At 70.9% G+C, this 15959-nt stretch carries 12 protein-coding genes; 3 read left to right on the top strand and 9 right to left on the bottom strand.

Features of this window, described 5'->3' with window-relative positions; translation table 11 throughout:
* Nucleotides 1-20: 20 nt before the first annotated feature.
* Nucleotides 21-1145, bottom strand: coding sequence for a hypothetical protein (locus tag ACFQRJ_RS14025; protein WP_377019804.1), 1125 nt, complete (start codon nucleotides 1143-1145; stop codon nucleotides 21-23).
* Nucleotides 1142-2233, bottom strand: coding sequence for a tRNA 2-thiouridine(34) synthase MnmA (gene mnmA / locus ACFQRJ_RS14020; protein WP_377019803.1), 1092 nt, complete (start codon nucleotides 2231-2233; stop codon nucleotides 1142-1144). The genes ACFQRJ_RS14025 and mnmA overlap by 4 nt, the downstream gene beginning before the upstream one ends.
* A 232-nt stretch (nucleotides 2234-2465) precedes the next feature.
* Between mnmA and ACFQRJ_RS14015 the strand changes: the two genes are divergently transcribed.
* Nucleotides 2466-4745 carry a DUF222 domain-containing protein gene (locus tag ACFQRJ_RS14015; RefSeq protein ID WP_377019802.1) on the top strand — a complete coding sequence of 760 codons (2280 nt, stop codon included), beginning with the start codon at nucleotides 2466-2468 and terminating at the stop codon, nucleotides 4743-4745.
* 40 nt (nucleotides 4746-4785) lie between these two features.
* On the opposite strand, the gene ACFQRJ_RS14010 is transcribed toward ACFQRJ_RS14015, so the two are convergent.
* From ACFQRJ_RS14010 to ACFQRJ_RS13980, 7 genes are read right to left on the bottom strand one after another with little or no spacing between them, the layout of a single operon-like run.
* On the bottom strand, nucleotides 4786-5973 hold the full coding sequence (locus tag ACFQRJ_RS14010; RefSeq protein ID WP_377019801.1) for a cysteine desulfurase family protein: 1188 nt from the start codon (nucleotides 5971-5973) through the stop codon (nucleotides 4786-4788).
* Nucleotides 5967-6920 (bottom strand): hypothetical protein, encoded by a 954-nt coding sequence (locus tag ACFQRJ_RS14005; protein WP_377019800.1) that lies wholly within the window; start codon nucleotides 6918-6920, stop codon nucleotides 5967-5969. Before ACFQRJ_RS14005 ends, ACFQRJ_RS14010 begins: the two co-directional genes overlap by 7 nt.
* Nucleotides 6917-7912, bottom strand: a complete 996-nt coding sequence (locus ACFQRJ_RS14000; protein ID WP_377019799.1) for a VWA domain-containing protein — start codon at nucleotides 7910-7912, stop codon at nucleotides 6917-6919. Before ACFQRJ_RS14000 ends, ACFQRJ_RS14005 begins: the two co-directional genes overlap by 4 nt.
* Nucleotides 7912-8934, bottom strand: coding sequence for a VWA domain-containing protein (locus ACFQRJ_RS13995; protein WP_377019798.1), 1023 nt, complete (start codon nucleotides 8932-8934; stop codon nucleotides 7912-7914). The genes ACFQRJ_RS14000 and ACFQRJ_RS13995 overlap by 1 nt, the downstream gene beginning before the upstream one ends.
* Nucleotides 8925-9434: a hypothetical protein gene (locus ACFQRJ_RS13990; protein WP_377019797.1), complete on the bottom strand. Its 510-nt coding sequence runs from the start codon at nucleotides 9432-9434 to the stop codon at nucleotides 8925-8927. The genes ACFQRJ_RS13995 and ACFQRJ_RS13990 overlap by 10 nt, the downstream gene beginning before the upstream one ends.
* On the bottom strand, nucleotides 9421-10317 hold the full coding sequence (locus ACFQRJ_RS13985) for a DUF58 domain-containing protein (RefSeq protein WP_377019796.1): 897 nt from the start codon (nucleotides 10315-10317) through the stop codon (nucleotides 9421-9423). Before ACFQRJ_RS13985 ends, ACFQRJ_RS13990 begins: the two co-directional genes overlap by 14 nt.
* A gap of 55 nt (nucleotides 10318-10372) precedes the next feature.
* Nucleotides 10373-11494: an AAA family ATPase gene (locus ACFQRJ_RS13980; protein ID WP_377019795.1), complete on the bottom strand. Its 1122-nt coding sequence runs from the start codon at nucleotides 11492-11494 to the stop codon at nucleotides 10373-10375.
* Nucleotides 11495-11626: 132 nt separating this feature from the next.
* Between ACFQRJ_RS13980 and glgX the strand changes: the two genes are divergently transcribed.
* Both glgX and ACFQRJ_RS13970 read left to right on the top strand, forming a co-directional pair.
* The gene (glgX, locus tag ACFQRJ_RS13975) at nucleotides 11627-13849 is read left to right on the top strand and encodes a glycogen debranching protein GlgX (RefSeq protein WP_377019794.1); all 2223 of its coding nucleotides are present in this window, start codon (nucleotides 11627-11629) and stop codon (nucleotides 13847-13849) included.
* Nucleotides 13850-13900: 51 nt separating this feature from the next.
* Nucleotides 13901-15958, top strand: a complete 2058-nt coding sequence (locus ACFQRJ_RS13970) for a maltotransferase domain-containing protein (protein WP_377019793.1) — start codon at nucleotides 13901-13903, stop codon at nucleotides 15956-15958.
* The last annotated feature ends 1 nt before the right edge of the window (nucleotide 15959 follow it).

Genomic DNA, 15959 nt, shown 5'->3' with positions numbered 1-15959 from the left:
GTGCTGCGTGCGCGGGGCGCTCAGGAGCTGACGCGTGCCGCCCATGCGGGAGCGGCGCGCAGCAGGGCCTCGAGCGAGGGTTCGTCGAGCAGCGTGGACCGCTCCGGCTGGCTGGAGGGGTCGATGCGCCCCGCCTGCACGTCGTGCGAGGCGCCGGTGTGCGCGATCAGGGTGAAGCCGGCGGCGTCGGCGTCGGTATGGCCCAGCCGGTGCCAGATCTCCAGCAGCTGGTCGAGCTCACGCGCCATGCTCCCGCCGGCGCGCGGGTCGACGACGAGTTCGAAGCGGCACCCGGCATCGTGCGCCTCGGCCAGGCCCTCCCACAGCCTGCGCCCCGAGGCCGTGTCCAGGGACGGCAGCTGGCGAGGCGCGAAGGCCACCCGGCGTGCGCCGGCCTCGCGAGCGGCGCGCAGGAGACCATGGTCCGCGCCGACGCCGATCGTGACCGACTCCGCGTCCAGCCCGCCCTCCTCGAGGGCGGTGAGGAGGCAGCGCCACAGCACACCGATCTCGGGCGCTGGGACGGCGGGGTACCGGCTGCGGCCCGATGGGGTGCTGATGAGTCCGGCGGAGACGGCCGCCACGGCGTCCTCCCGCAGCAGCAGATGCGGCTGCGCGCCCGGCACCCGCTCGCGGAGCAGATCGAGATGGTCGGTGACGCCCTCGGCGAGCAGCATCGGCAGGTCGCGCACGGCGCCGGGGTCGGCGAGGGTGCGCTCCCCCGACGGCAGGAAGGTGGCGCCGGCCAGGGTGGCCGGGCCCAGTGCCGTCGTCGACAGCGGCCCCTCGTACCCCAGCAGCGCGACGCGGGCGGCATCGAGGGTGCGCTCGCGCAGCTCCCGGGCGTGCTGCCAGGCTCGGCCCACGCCCGGACCGAGCCGCCATCCGTAGCTGACCAGGTCTCCCGTGGTCTCGGCGAGCAGCGCGAGGGTCGCGGGCAGCAGATGATCCGTGTCATCGGTGCCGAGCGCTGAGGGGAGGTAGGGCCGGGCGGCGATCTGCTCCTCGAGATCGTCACCGAGCAGGGCCCGGATCCGCATCAGCGCCGCGAGATGAGGGTCCTCGGGCACGTCGTACCGGGCGGCGTCGGCGGCCGCAGGTGCCCGGAAGGTGCCGTCCCCGGTGAGGGTGACCAGGTGGCTCATGCGCGGCGCTCGAGGGTGGCGGCGGCGAGGACGCGATCGTCGTCGTACAGCACCAGGGTCTGGCCGGGGGCCACGCCGCGGATCGGCGTCTCGAGCTGCACGCGCAGGCTGGAGTCCTGACCGCCCGCCGGCGCCTCGAGGATCGTCGCCGGGGTGGCCTCACCGTGGGCGCGGATCTGTGCGGTGACCCGGCGGCCCACCTCCAGCGGCTCGAAGGAGACCACGTCACCGGCGATCAGTTCGCGGGTGGAGAGCAGCTCAGCGGCACCGACCACGACCTGGCGCGAGGTGGGGTCGATGTCGACGACGTAGCGCGGCGCACCGTCGGGCGCGGGATGCTCGATGCCCAGGCCCTTGCGCTGGCCGATGGTGAATCCGTGGGTGCCGCGGTGGGAGCCGACCACGGCGCCGGCCTCGTCGAGGATCTCCCCGGGGGCCTCGCCGAGATTGCGCTCGAGGAAACCGCGGGTGTCCCCGTCGGCGACGAAGCAGATGTCGTAGCTGTCGGGCTTGGTCGAGACGCCGAGGCCGCGTGCCCTGGCTTCGGCGCGCACCTCCTCCTTCGTCTCGAACTCGCCGAGCGGGAAGACGGAGCGGCGGACGGCCTCGGGCCCCATGACCGCCAGGACGTAGGACTGGTCCTTGTCCATGTTCCGCGAACGGTGCAGCGAGGGGGCGCCATCGGGCCCGTCGGCGCGGATGGAGGCGTAGTGACCGGTGCAGACGGCGTCGAAGCCGAGCAGCGTGGCGCGCTCCATGAGCGAGGCGAACTTGATGCGCTCGTTGCAGCGCACGCAGGGATTGGGAGTGCGGCCGGCGGCGTACTCGGACAGGAAGTCCTCGACCACGAGATCGTGGAAGTCATCGGAGAGGTCCCAGACGTAATACGGGATGCCGATGCGGTCGGCCGCACGACGGGCATCGGAGGCGTCCTCGACGGTGCAGCACCCGCGCGAGCCGGTGCGGCTCTGGTCGCGGTTCTTCGACAGCGCCATGTGCACGCCGACGACCTCGTGCCCGGCGTCCGCGGCTCGGGCCGCGGCCACTGCCGAGTCGACGCCGCCGCTCATCGCTGCCAGCACCTTCATGCCGCCTCCACCTCCTGGGTCACCGTCCGCCTCCACTGGGCCACCGTCCGCCTGTGCACCCTGTCGAGTGTACGGATCGTGAAGGTCCCCGGACCGGCCGGCGAGCGTGATGTCAGCCGCCTCGCGCGTGCGATCGCTCTCCCCTCGTGCTCCCCTCGTGGCCGGCGCCCCGCATCCCTGCGCCGGGTGGCGCCCGTGCCCTACGCCGGGCGGGGTCCGTGCCCGGCGCCGGGTGGCGGCGCACGCCGATTCGGATGGCCGCTTTCGTGGATCGACCTGTTGCGCACCGCTCGCGTTCCTGTGGGGCCCTGGCACGGCGCAGCAATGGCTCCAGCACAGTAATATCTCCAGCACGGCAATATCTCCAACACCGCAATGCCCCTGTGGACGTCACGCCACCGCCAATACCGAGCCCTCCACATTGACCTCTTATCCACAATCTTCTTTGCGGGGTTGCAGGGACGTCTTTTCCGTGAGCGGAACACGGTGCCGCGCCTCCGCAAGTGCCATTCGCGGACGGTTCCGCGCCAGCGACCTCGGGCTGCGGCAGCAGAGCGCAGCGGGATCCGACGCCCGGGAATCACCGTCGTTGCGCACCCGGACACCGCCACCTTTCCTCCCCACCGCACCTTCGTCCACATTTTTGCACCGAGGAACCAGAACCGTTGACTATTTCGTTCTGGCGTTCGATACTGGAGCCATGACCCACCACGCGGATGATCACGAGCAGACGGCCGATGCGGCCGGCCGGCCCGTCATCCGCGCGGGCGCCGGCGCCACGACGGTGGGAGCGTACGACCTCGAGGGCGTCACCGATGCCCTCGGCCGGGTCGGATCGCTGGGCTCCGACTCCCTGTCACCCGGCAACGACTCGGCGCTCGACGCCGAGTCGTTGCTCGATCTCCTGGACCGCCTCCGGTCGCTGACGACAGCTGTCGCCGCGGTGGAGATCCGTGCGACTGATGCACTGGCGGAAGCGGTGAGCCGGGACGCCCATGGTTCGGGCGAGGAGTCCGAGTCGACGGATCGTGTCTCGACCCGCGAAGTCTCCGTGGTCTCGCGCATCTCGCCGTCCGCGGCATCTCGTCGGATGAAGGCTTCTCGGCGCCTGGTCCGGAACCTGCCAGGCGTGCTGTCTGCTCTGGCCGAGGGCGATATCGACGCCGAGAAGGCCTATGCCGCCGGGCAGGCTGTCGCGCCCCTGGATCCGACGCAGAGGGGCGAGGTCGATCAGGCGCTCACGGCACGGCTCGGCGAGCTCGCCGGCGCGGGGCAGCGACAGTGGCGTCGCGAGATCGAGGCGATCACCCAGCTCGTGGACGCCGACGGCGAGGAGCGGCGACACGAGGTCGCGCGGCGCCACCGGAATGTCACCCTGCGCGCTCGCGAGAACGGGATGGCCACGCTGGCCATCACGACCACTGCGCTCGATGCCTCCGCCGCCCGTGCCCGTCTCAGCCTCGAGGGCGAGAAGCTCCGCGCCGCCGGGGACACCCGGGGCCACAGCGCGATCATGGCGGATACCGCGGCGGACGCACTGGTCGGCCGCAGCGACGGGGTCGATCCGGTGAAGCTCGACATCGGCGTGATCATCACCGATCGCGCCCTGTTCTGCCCGCAGAATTCCGAGCCGGCTCTCATCGAGGGCTACGGCGCCGTACCGGTCTCACAGGTCAGCGCGTCCCTACGCCGGGCGACTCAAGAGCCGGATAGCGACGCGGGCGATCCAGACGTCGACGATCCGGACGCGGGCAATCCAGACGTCGACGGTCCGGATGCCGGCGGCGCGCACGTGGACGGTGCGCAGCGCGCGAACGACGCGGCGCTCCGCGCCACGCTGCGCCGCCTCTACACCCATCCCACCAGTGGCGAGCTGGTCGCCGTCGAGTCGCGTGCGCGAGCGTTTCCCCACGGCCTCTCGCGCTTCCTGCGATGGCGGTCGATGACCTGTTCGGGTCCGTTCTGCAACGCCGAGATCCGCCACGATGACCACATCCAGCCGCACAGCAGAGACGGCGCGACCAGTCTCGATAACGGCAATGGACTGTGCGCGCGGTGCAACGACAAGGAGAACCAGCAGCTCACCGCTCGGCCGGCGGGCTCAACCGTCGGCGACGGTCGCCATCGCGTGCGGTGGCGGACCCGGTACGGTTCGACCGTCGACGTCACCCCCACTCCGAGCGAGCTGGCGGCGCTGCTCCCCCATCGCCCCGGCCCGCTGAGCAGCGGTGGTACCCGTGGCACCGAGGACCCCGGCGTTGCTGCCGTCGCTGCCGAGGCCGAGCAGACCGGGCAGGCCGACGGGCCAGCGTCGCCGGAACGTCCTGACCGAGCGTCTCGGTGTCCGCACCGATGCCCGGAACACCGCGGCACCGGGACGCCCACCGAGATCACGGCCGTCCACCTGCACAACGTGCAGCTTCGGCTCCGGCACAGCACACGGGACCACCGCCGCCACGAGACGTGGGACCGCGTCCCGCTCCGCAATCCGGGACAGTCCCCGCAGTTCTGACGTACCGAGCCGGGAGAGCTCACGACCCGACCGAGAGGGCTCAGCCGAGCAGGGCTCCCACCGCGCGGGCCTTCTCCAGTGATTCCGGCAGCGCACTGAGAAGCACGTCGATGTCATGATCCGTGCTGGTCCATCCCAGCGACAACCGCAGCGCGCCGCGGGTCTGGGGGCCCGTGAAGCCCATCGCCGCGAGGACGGGGCTCGCCTGAGTGACCCCCGCCGAGCAGGCCGATCCGGCCGAGGAGTCCACCCCGCGCTCATCCAGCAGGAAGAGCAGCGAATCCGAATCGGCCCCCGGGAACACGACATGAAGGATATGGGGCGACGTCGGGGAGTCCTCCGGCAGGGTGAACCGCGCGCTGGGATCGATCTCGCGGATGCCGGCTCGGAGCTGGTCGGCCAGCGCCTGCACGCGCCGGCCCTCTCGGTCCCGTTCCGCCAGGGTCTCGCGCAGGGCTGCCGCGAATGCCGAGGCCTGCGCCGCGTCCAGCGTTCCCGAGCGCACCCCGCGCTGCTGGCCGCCGCCGGTGCTGGCGACGCCGAACGGCACCTCCGGCTTCGCCACCAGCACCCCTACACCCACGGGCGCCCCGATCTTGTGACCGGACAGCGACATCAGGTCGACGTCCTCGAAAGACGGCAGCTGGACGTGGCCCACGCCCTGGACCGCGTCGGTATGGACCAGGGTCCCATGCGGTCGCGCCGCTGCGGCGAGCGCAGCGATGTCCTGGCGTGCCCCGGTCTCGTTGTTCACCAGCGCCGCGCTGACCACGCTCACAGCGCCGTCGGCCAGAGTCTCGCTCACCGACCCCGGACGCAGCAGGCCCCGCGCATCGACATCGAGCACACGCGCCTGGACCGGCGGCGTCAGCGACGCCAGCGATCTCGCCGTGGCGACCACCGCGGGATGGTCGGTCGCAGCCACGGCCACGGCCGTGCGAGCCGGTTCCTTCGCCATCACGCCGAGCGGTACCGAGCGGATCGCCAGGTTGTCGGCCTCGGTGCCTCCCGAGGTCATGATCAGCCAGCTGCGGGGAACCCCGAGCAGCCCCGCGATGGTCTCGAGGGCCTCGTCCAGCACAGCGCGGGCGCGGCGTCCCGAGGAGTGCACCGAGGACGGATTGCCACGCACCGTCGAAGCCTCCAGGAAGGCGTCGCGCGCGACCGGCCGCAGCACGGTGGTCGCCGCATGGTCGAGGTATGCGCGCTCGTCGGGGTCGCTCACCATGGCTTCGCCGGATCCTGCTCCGATCCGCTGGGCTCGTCCTCGCCCTCGCCGCCCTGGGCGTCCTTGTTGCGCTCCTCGAGCTCGTCGTCCTTCTCCTGCTGCTCCCCGTCGCCCTCGGTGGGAGCCTCCTCCTCAGGGCCGTCCCCTTCGGGATCCTCCCGGCTCGGGTCGCCCGGGGGCGGCGGTTCGCCACCGCCGGGCTCCTCGCCCTCGCCCTCGCTGCCTCCTTCGGAGCCGCGCTCGTCGGGGTCGTTGCCGGCCTCCTCGTCGGCCTCGCGGCGCTTCTCCTCGACCCGTTCGCCGTTCTCCTCGGTGGTCTCGGACTCCTCGTTCCCGGAGCCGCCGCCCTGGCCGCCCTGGCCCTCGCCGTCGCCGCCACCGCCGCCACCACCGCAGGCGGCGAGCATCTCCTCGGCCTCGTACAGGCGATCGGCGCGGGCCTGGGGATCCTCGATCTGGTCTGCCTGGCGCTCGATGGCGATCGAGAGGTTGTTGATGATCTTGCACTGGGCGTGCATGGGCGCGTTGAGGTCGCTCGAGCTCTCCCATTCCTCCAGCGCGGTGCGCAGCTCCTCCTCGGCAGCGGCGTCCTCGCCCTGCTGCAGCAGCACGGTCCCCTTGGACAGGTGCGGCAGATACGGCTCGAACCAGTTCAGGAACTCGACCGGCGCCAGCCGCTCGATGGCCACCGGGTACTCCTCGTCCCCGTACGCGGAGAGATGGGTGGCCTGCGTGATCGGCATGGAGATGAACTTCGCGGCCAACAGGGCCAGCAGCAGGATCGGCAGCGCCAGGATCGCGAACACGATCATCCGCGTCCGCCGGAGACGGCGCACGTTCAGCCCGAAGTCCTTCGGCCTGCCGCTGGTGTCCTGCGCCAGCGCAGGCGGCGGGCCCGCGGGCGCGGACTGCTCCGTGCGCGGCCTCTCCGCGATCGGTGTGCTCATCTCTGCGCTCCTGAGATGTCGTGACGATCCAGCTTGCGCGGAAGTCTGTAGGTCATCTCCCCCAGCTCCCAGATCAGCAGGGCTGCGAGCGGGATCGAGGCGATCCAGTACCAGTCATCGAAGCTCGCCACGTCGCGGGAGGACTCCATGGGGATCGGCCGCAGCGTGACATCGTCCATTGTGCCCTCGATCGGCGCCTCCGGATCATCCCGGTGCAGATACGGCACCCCCATCTCGCCGGCGATGGTCTGGAGCTGCTCCTCGTCGATCTTCGAGATCCCCCGCTGACCGCTGTCATCGGTGATGTACTCGCCGTCCTCGGGGCCGCCCTCAGCCTTCATCGGGCCACCCTCGGCAGTGCCGTACCCGAGCACTCCCCCGCCGTCGACGAACTGGGCGAGCGGACTGAACGACTCCGACTCCCGCTCGTCGGTGTTCTCCCCGTCGGAGAGGAAGTACACCAGGATCTGCGACTCCGGGTCCTCGCGCGCGGTCTCGGACAGCTCGACCTGCAGCTGCTCGAGAGGACGGTCCACATTGGAGCCCTTGGAGTACGCGGTGGGCTCCGTCGTCAGCGTGTCCACCCAGGCCCGAGCCGCGCCGGCGTCGGTGGTCAGCGGCAGCTGCTGGGTGGCCGTCGAGTCGAAGGACATGATCGAGTACCGCGATCCCTCGGTCATGCCCATGATGCGGTTCATGTCGGCCTTGACGCCCTCGAGGCGCGGCTGGTCCCCGTTGTAGTCCTCGGCGTTCATGGAGCCGGTGCGGTCGACGACGAAGAACACGTTGGCATTCATGCGCTCGGTCTGCTCGCTCTCCAGCGGGGTCACCGGTCGCAGCGCCACCACCAGCAGCAGCAGGACCATCAGCAGCCGGCGCATCCACGCCACGCGCTGCCGCGGGCGCCGGATCAGCAGCACGACGCAGAAGATCGTCATCGCACCGAACAGCGGGATGCTCGCCCACAGCGGGATCAGGTGCTCCAGGCGCATCAGCGAGCCCTCCAGCCCAGCACCAGGATGCCGATCAGGGAGAGGAAGGTCAGCACGAACCCGAGGCCCGGGTGGTCCGTGCGCACGACTGTCGGCGAGGCCCCCATCGTCTCGGCCTGCGTCTTCTGGATCTCGTTGATGATCGAGGGGATCGCCTCCGGATCGGAGGATTCGTACAGCTCCCCGTCCTGATCCTCGGTGGCCGTCTTGAGCTCCTCGAAGCATTCGGGGCCGCACTCGTACGCCCCGGGGTAGAACGTGTAGAGGTCGATATCGCGCCCGGCGACGGCCTCGGTGGCCTCCTGGAGGGTGTAGATCGGCTCGCCGTTGACCTCGTTGTCGGTCGCGAAGATGATCGAGCGCGAGCGATCCTCCTCGGCCTGGTCGAACTCCATGCCGCAGGAGGCGAGGCCGTCCGGCACGATCGACGCCTGATCGGCGATGCCGCGGGTGCCCTCGACGAACTCCACGTACTGGCGGACCTTCTCATCGGAGTAGTCACGGGTACCCAGGCGATAGCCGAACTCGTCGAAGTCGATCGCCTCGGCGCCCTCCTCGAGCTCGCGCTTGATCAGGTCGTAGTCGTTGGTCAGCGGGAAGACGGTGCGGCTGGTCGAGTTGAAGATCGTCAGCGCCACCCGCTCGCCCTGGAAGTTGTCCACCATCTCGGCGAAGGTCTGCAGGATCTCGGTGTCGTACTCGTACATCGAGCCGGAGACGTCGAGGCACAGCACGATGTCGCGCGAGGAGAACTCGGGCGTCTCGATCCGCTCGGTGGCGATCCGCCCCGACAGCAGCGAGGCGGCGAGCACGCCGATCACGGCGATGCTCACCTGCAGCACCCGCACCGCGCGGGCCATGCGCTGGGCGCGCACGAAGCTGGGGATGCGGTCCATGTACCGCGAGTTGGCGACCAGGACGGGAGACTTGCGCATCGCGCGTCGGTTCCAGAACGTGATCGCCCAGACCGCCAGCGCGGCCAGCAGCAGCAGGGCGGTGACCCACCAGAAGATCATGACCATTGCCGGATCACCTCCCTCGCGCGGCGCACGGACTCACGCAGGTCGGCGTCCGAGGCCATCGCGAAATCGGGTTCGTACAGGTCCGCGATCAGGGTTCCCACCTCGCGGGTGCGGGGATCCGCTCTCAGCGTGGTGATGTCCTGGCTGGTCACGTCGTGGCCCGTGGTGCGGCGCACGAAGCGTCGCATCACCCCGGTCAGCTCATGATGGCCTTCGCGAGCGCCCACGTCGCCGGCGTCGTGCCGATCCGCGATGTCGTTGACGGCGCGCAGGAACTCGGCCTTGAGGTTCTCCACGTCGCTGGGGCGCCGACGGAAAGCGATGCGCTTCTCGATGGCACGGGTGATCTTCAGGGTGCCCAGGATCAGCGCCGTGATCACCAGCAGGCACAGCACGGCCAGGATGATCCAGGCGACGGAGTACTGGGGCGGGTCGATGATCTCCGGCGGAGCGGGCTCGGCCAGCAACGGCGAGGCCAGCAGCAGGTCAGGTACGGGCATGGCGGTACTCCCTCGCCCGGAGCATGGCGATCATGTCCTCGACCACGGTGGTCTCGCCCTGGGTGAGGATGTGGCTGACGTGCAGCCGGTCCAGCATCTCCGTGATCCCGTCCCGCCGCGCCCGCCGGTACGCCTCGACGTCCCGCGCGACCCGCTTGGAGGTCCGCACCAGGGACGCCACCTCACGGGGATTGTCGACGTCGACCACGTCGTGGTCCAGGTCGGTGCGCTGCAACGGGTCGGCATCGGCGACGCGGATGACCATCACGTCGTGCCGCGTGGTCAGGCGCCGCAGCAGGGTGAAGTCCTCCACCGAGGGTCGGGCCTCGTCGGTGATGATCGTCATCAGCGTCGAATGCTTGGTGACGCGGAAGGCCCGCTCCAGCAGCCAGGCGCTGTCCGGGGCCGACGAGGCGGTGGTGGTGCCCTGCTGGATGCTGCGCAGCAGCAGCTCGAGGTGGCCGTCGCTGGACCGGGAGGGCAGCTGGATCGGGCGGCGCTCGTCGCCCGCGACCAGTCCCGTCAGGTCCCCGTTCTTCTGCGCGAGGAAGCAGATCATTCCCGCGGCGAGGACCATCGCCTCCCGCTTGGAGGTGCCGTCGGCCGCGGTGGCGGCCATCGCGGAAGAGGTGTCGGCCACGATCGAGAGGTGGCGGACCCGCTCCTCGTTGAACTGCCGGATCAGGGGCTCACCGGAGCGGGCGGTGGCCTTCCAGTCGATGTCGGAGATCTTGTCCCCGGGCTGGTAGTACTTCAGGTCGTCGAAGTCCTCGCCGCTGCCCTTGAACAGGGAGCGTCCGCGGCCCTGGATGAGCCCGCGCGCCCGGTTCGAGGTGTGCAGGTCGACCCGGGCCTTGACCCGGGTCAGCAACGAGGTGGCCATCGAGTTCTCGCGCGCTCCGTCCGTGTCGTGGGAAGGGGTCGGGGAAGGGTCGACTTCAGGGCATCGGCACGGCGTGGAACACCGCGTCGATGATCTGCTCGGGCTTGACCCCGCTGGCCAGGGCGTCGAACGTGAGCACGAGCCGGTGGCGCAGCACCCCGTAGCGCATGGCCCGCACATCGTCGGGGGTGACGTAGTCGCGCCCCTGCAGCAGCGCGTGCGCCTGCCCCACGCGCATCAGCGCGAGGGAGCCGCGGGGGCTGGCGCCGACGCGCACGGACTGGGTCAGGTTCGGCACCGGGCGCGGACCGGACCCGCGGGTGGTGAAGACCAGGTCGATGATGTACCGCTTCACGGCCGGATCGACATAGACGGCGTCGACCATCGACTGCAGGAACTGCACGTCCTCCAGCGAGACGTTGCCCAGGGCCTCCCGGGGCCCGGTCAGGCTGCCCGAGGTCGAGCGGTCGAGGATCTCGTGCTCCTCGCCCGGCCGCGGGTAGGTCAGGATCTCCTTCATGAGGAAGCGATCCATCTGCGCCTCGGGCAGGACGTAGGTGCCCTCCTCCTCGATCGGGTTCTGGGTCGCCAGCACCATGAACGGTTCGGGCAGGTGGTACACCTCGCCGCCGATGGAGGTCTGGCGCTCCTGCATCGCCTCGAGCATGGCCGACTGCGTCTTGGCGCTGGAGCGGTTGATCTCGTCCAGCAGCACGACGTTGGCGTGGACCGGGCCCAGCTGGGTGGTGAAGGTGCCGGAGCCGTAGTTGAAGATCTGGGTGCCGATGATGTCGTTCGGCATCAGGTCCGGGGTGCACTGGATGCGCGCGAAGGACCCGGTGATCGAGGAGGCCAGTGCGCTGGCGGCGGTCGTCTTGGCCAGGCCGGGCACGGACTCGAGCAGCACGTGGCCGCCGGCGGCCAGGGCGGTCAGCAGGGTCAGCCGCAGGTTCTCCTGGCCGACCACGCGGGACTGGAAGACCTTCGCGATGGTGGAGACGATCGAGGAGCTGCGCTCGAGATCGGCGGGCGGGATCGCCGACGAGGAGGGGGCGAAGTCACCGGGCCGTCGCTGCGGCCCGCCCTGAGCGGACCCGCCCTGACCGGGCCGGCCGGGGCCCGGGGCTGCGCCGGGAGGTCCAGCTGGTGCTGCCTGCTGGCTCGGTGGATTGCTCATGCGCTGCGGCTCCCCCGTCGTGCGTACCTGTTGTGCCTGCTGGTCCGCGTCGATCCTAACGGCAGTGGGCTCCGGCGGTGTCGCCGCGTCCGCGGGCAGCGGTGGGCGAAGGTGCAGTGGCAGAATGCGCAGGTGCTAGCAGATCGTTTCGACCGCGCCACGCCCCCGGTCGCACCCACCGCCCCCGGACTCTCCGTGGACGACCAGGGACGCGGCACCTTCGCCGTAGCGGCTCCGCGTGCCGGTGCGGTGGATCTGTGCATCCGTCAGGGCACCGCCGAGCGCCGGGTGCGTCTGCGGCACTTCGACGGTGGCCTGCGCTGGGACCACGTCACCGGCATGCTCCCGGGCACGCGGTACGGGCTGCGGGTCCATGGCCCGTGGGATCCCGCGGCGGGCCTGCTGTCCAACCCGCGCAAGCTGCTGCTGGACCCGTGGGCCCGCGGCGTGTCGCACTCCTCGCCGCTGCTGAGCTCCTTCTTCCCGTTCGAGGTGGACGCGATGCTGGATCGCGTCGGCGACCCGCCGGTGGCCAGCGACATCGACGACGGCGAGGACGCGGTGTGGTCCGTCGTCGTCTCCGACGCCTTCGACTGGCAGGACGACCTGCGTCCCCTGGTCGACTGGGACGCCACCGTGCTGTACGAGGCGCACGTGAAGGGACTGACCCGGCTGCACCCCGACGTCCCGGCCGAGCAGCGCGGCACCTACGCCGGACTCGGCCACCCCGCGGTCACCGGCCACCTGCGCGACCTGGGCGTGACCAGCGTCGAGCTGCTGCCGATCCATGCCGCGATGGACGAGCCGCACCTGACCCGGCTGGGACTGCCGAACTACTGGGGCTACTCCACGCTGTCGTTCTTCGCCCCGGAGCCGTCGCTGGCCACGGCCGCCGCCCAGAACGCCGGCGCGCAGGCCGTGCTCGACGAGGTCAAGACCATGGTGCGCAGCCTGCACGCCGCGGGCCTCGAGGTGATCCTCGACGTGGTCTACAACCACACCGCAGAGGGCGGGGCCGACGGGCCGGCCCTGTCCCTGCGCGGGCTGGACAACCGTGAGTACTACTGGATGGACCAGGGCACCTTCGTCGACGTCACCGGCACCGGGGGCACCCTGGATCCGCGCTCGGTGCACGTGATGGACCTGATCCTGGCCTCGCTGCGCTACTGGGTCAGCGAGGTGCACGTCGACGGGTTCCGCTTCGACCTGGCCGCGACGCTGGGTCGCGAGGACCGCGGTTTCCGGCCCGACCATCCCCTGCTGGGCGCGATCGTCACCGACCCCGTGCTGCGCGGGGTCAAGCTGATCGCCGAGCCGTGGGACGTCGGCACCGGCGGCTGGCAGACCGGCGGCTTCCCGGTGCCGTTCGCCGAATGGAACGACGCCTTCCGCGACGACGTGCGGGCCTTCTGGCTCTCCGACCGCGCCCAGCGCGCACGCACCGGCGAGGACGGCATCGGCGGCGTGCGCGACCTCGCGACCCGTCTCGCCGGTTCCAGCGATCTGCTGACCGGGCAGGACCCCGAGCAGCTGCCGCCCGGCCGCAGCCTCCGTTCGCCGTGGGCATCGATCAACTACGTCACCGCCCACGACGGCTTCACCCTGCGCGATCTGACCGTGTACGAGACCAAGCGCAACCAGGCCAACGGCGAGGACAACCGCGACGGCACCTCCGACAACCGTTCCTGGAACCACGGTCACGAGGGAGAGGCCGGGCCCGAGGATCACCAGCTCGAGGCGTCCCGCCGTCGCACCGCCCGCGGCATGCTCGCCACCCTGCTGCTGGCGTCCGGGACCCCGATGCTGACGGCCGGGGACGAGATGGGCCGCACCCAGCAGGGCAACAACAATGCCTACTGCCAGGACAACGAGATCTCATGGGTCCCGTGGAGGCCCGGTCCCCTGCGTGAGACGGTCAAGCGCGTCCTGGCGCTGCGCGGTGAGCATCCCCAGCTGCGCTCGCCCCACTTCCTGCGCCCGGCGGATCCCGCCGCCCTGGATGCGGGAGCGGTGGCATGGTTCGGGGCCGACGGGCAGGAGCTGGACCATGCGGCATGGATGGACCCGTCCCGGCACCTGCTGTCCATGCTCCGTCCTGCGGTGCCCGGGCGTGAGGGATCCCAGCACCTGCTGGTGATCCTCTCGGCCGAGGCGGAGGCCACCACCGTGCAGCTGCCGGGCCCGCCGTGGCCGCAGGGCCGGGCCCGCGTGCTCCTGGACACCGCGCTCGAGCGCCAGGACGATCTGCCCGCCGCTCCGGTGCGCGACCGCGCGGTCGTGGTGGAGCCGGCCAGCGTGGTGGTCCTCGGGATCACCGCCGACGACCCGGGGGAGGTCCGCGAACAGCTATCGTGAGGACCGTCACCGCGTCCGACGCAGACACCGAGGTGTCAGGCAGGAGAGGCCATGTCCGAGACCACCGAGTCCATCCCTCGTCACCGGCGCCCGGCGGGCCTCGACGCGGGCATCGGCCGGATCCCGATCATGGACGTCCGCCCCGTCGTCGACGGTGGGCGGTTCCCGGCCTCCTGCGCCGAGGGCGAGACGGTGACGATCTCCGCGAACGCCTTCCGCGAGGGCCACGACGCGATGGGGGTCCAGGCCGTGCTGACCGACCCCGACGGGGCGGAGCAGCGCCTGCGGATGGAGTCGGTCAACCCCGGCCTCGACCTGTGGGAGACGACCGTGCGCACGGATCGCACGGGGCACTGGTCCTTCCGCATCGAAGCGTTCTCGGCGCCGTACGACACCTGGGCCCACACCGCGGAGGTCAAGATCCCCGCGGGCATCGATCCCGACCTGGTCTGCGCCGAGGGCGCCCTGGTCCTGTCCCGGGTGCTCGCCGAGGTCGAGGCGGGCGAGCGTCCCGCCGGTGACGGACCGGTGGTCCGCGCGGCGCTGGAGAGCCTGCGCTCCCCGGGCCTGCCCGCATCGGCCCGCGTGGCCCCCGCCCTGGCGGCGGATCTGCGCGGGCTGCTCGCCGAGCGGCCCCTGCGCGAGGGAGTGACCGTCTCCGGCCCGTACCGTCTGGTCGTCCACCGCCGGCGCGCGCTGTACGGCTCCTGGTACGAGCTCTTCCCCCGCTCCGAGGGGGCCCGCTTCGAGCCCGAGCGCGGATGGGTCTCGGGCACCCTGGCCACGGCCGCGAAGTCGCTGGAGCGGATCGCGGACATGGGCTTCGACGTCGCCTACCTGACCCCGGTCCACCCCATCGGCACCACCTTCCGCAAGGGCCGCAACAACACCCTGGATCCGCGGCCCGGCGATCCCGGCTCCCCGTACGCGATCGGGTCGGCCGACGGGGGCCACGACGCGATCCACCCCGATCTGGGCACCGAGGAGGACTTCGAGGCCTTCGTCGGCCGCGCGCAGGAGTTGGGGCTCGAGGTCGCCATGGACCTCGCCCTGCAGTGCTCCCCCGACCATCCGTGGGTGAGCGAGCACCCGGAGTGGTTCACGGTCCGGGCCGACGGCACCATCGCCTACGCGGGGAACCCGCCGAAGAAGTACCAGGACATCTACCCGCTCAGCTTCGACACCGACTACGAGGGTCTGTACGCGGCGATCCGGGACGTGCTGGAGCTGTGGGTCTCCCGGGGCGTGACGCTGTTCCGGGTCGACAATCCCCACACCAAGCCGGTGCGGTTCTGGGAGGAGCTGCTGGCGGAGTTCGACGAGAAGCACCCCGAGGTCATCTTCCTCGCCGAGGCCTTCACCCGGCCCACGATGATGCACACCCTGGGCAAGGTCGGCTATCACCAGAGCTACACCTACTTCACGTGGCGGCACACGGCCGAGGAGCTGCGCGAATACCTCGAGGAGCTGGTCGCGGCGGCGCCGTACATGCGTCCCAGCTTCTGGCCCACCACGCATGACATCCTCACCCCGTTCATGTCCTCCGGCGGGCGCAACGCCTTCGTGCTGCGCGCGATCCTCGCGGCGACCCTGGTGCCGACGTGGGGCATCTACAGCGGCTACGAGCTGGTCGAGGACGTGCCGCGCCCGGGCGCGCAGGAGCAGATCGACAACGAGAAGTACGAGTACAAGCCGCGCGATTACACCGGTGCCCTCGCCGCGGGCACGAGCCTGCAGCCGCTGCTGAGGGACCTCAACCGCATCCGTCGCGAGCATCCCGCCCTGCAGTCGCTGACCGCGATCCGCTTCCACGAGGCCGACGATGCCCAGGTGCTGGTCTTCTCCAAGCATCTCGACGCCCACGCCAGCGGCACCGGCGCACCGGACACGATCCTCGTCGTCTCCCTCACCGAGCACGACCGCGACGCCTGGACCACCCTGCACCTGGATCCCGCCGAGCTCGGCCTCGAGGATCCCGACCGCCCGTTCGAGGTCGCGGACCTGATGACCTCGGAGCGCTTCACCTGGACCCGGGATCCCTACGTCATCCTCAGCGCGAGCGACCGGCCCGCGCACATCCTGCGGATCATCCACCCCGAGGAGGCCTGAC

The organism is Brachybacterium sp. GCM10030252, from assembly GCF_042666535.1.
Taxonomy (GTDB): Bacteria; Actinomycetota; Actinomycetes; order Actinomycetales; family Dermabacteraceae; genus Brachybacterium.
This window is presented reverse-complemented; position numbering and strand designations above follow the sequence as displayed.